Source organism: Bradyrhizobium sp. 14AA, from assembly GCF_054185205.1.
The window spans coordinates 1-526 of sequence record NZ_JAVAYM010000095.1 but is presented as its reverse complement, the minus strand read 5'-3'; the positions used below and the strand labels follow the sequence as shown (position 1 = coordinate 526).

General features: G+C 67.5%; 1 protein-coding gene. It reads right to left on the bottom strand.

Features of this window, described 5'->3' with window-relative positions; translation table 11 throughout:
• Positions 1–97: 97 nt before the first annotated feature.
• Positions 98–526, bottom strand: a 429-nt coding sequence (locus RAD15_RS43480; protein WP_458184808.1) for a DUF1428 family protein, incomplete at its 5' end; no start/stop codon positions are given.

Here is a 526-nt window from a genome sequence, read left to right as displayed (position 1 = left end):
GGTCGGTGGTCATCAGCTCGTACCAGATCGGGGTACCTTGGGGATTGGGCATCGTGGCTCTCCTTGGGGGGCGGGGGGAGGAAGGCGCGGCTCCGGCTCAGGCCGCGTCGAGGATAGGCGCGAAGCCGCCATAGACCATGCGCTTGCCGTCGAACGGCATTTCCGAACCGGCGGGCGGCTTCATCCGCTCGTCCTCCATCACCTTGGCCATGCCGGCGTCGCGGACTTCCTTCGACGGCCATTCGACCCAGGAGAAGACGACCTTCTCGTCGCCTGTGGCGTTCACCGCGCCCTTATAGTCGGTAACGGTCCCGTCGGGCACCGCGTCGCCCCAGGCCTCGACCACCCGGGTCGCGCCGTGGTCGCGGAACACCACGGATGCCTTGCGCGCCATGTCGCGATACGCGTCCTTCTTGCCGTCAGGGACCGGCACCAGATAGCCGTCGACATAGCCGGTCGATCCACGGGTCCCGTCGTCGAGCAGCGGGGCGAAGCCGCCATAGATCATGCGCTTGCCGTCGAACGG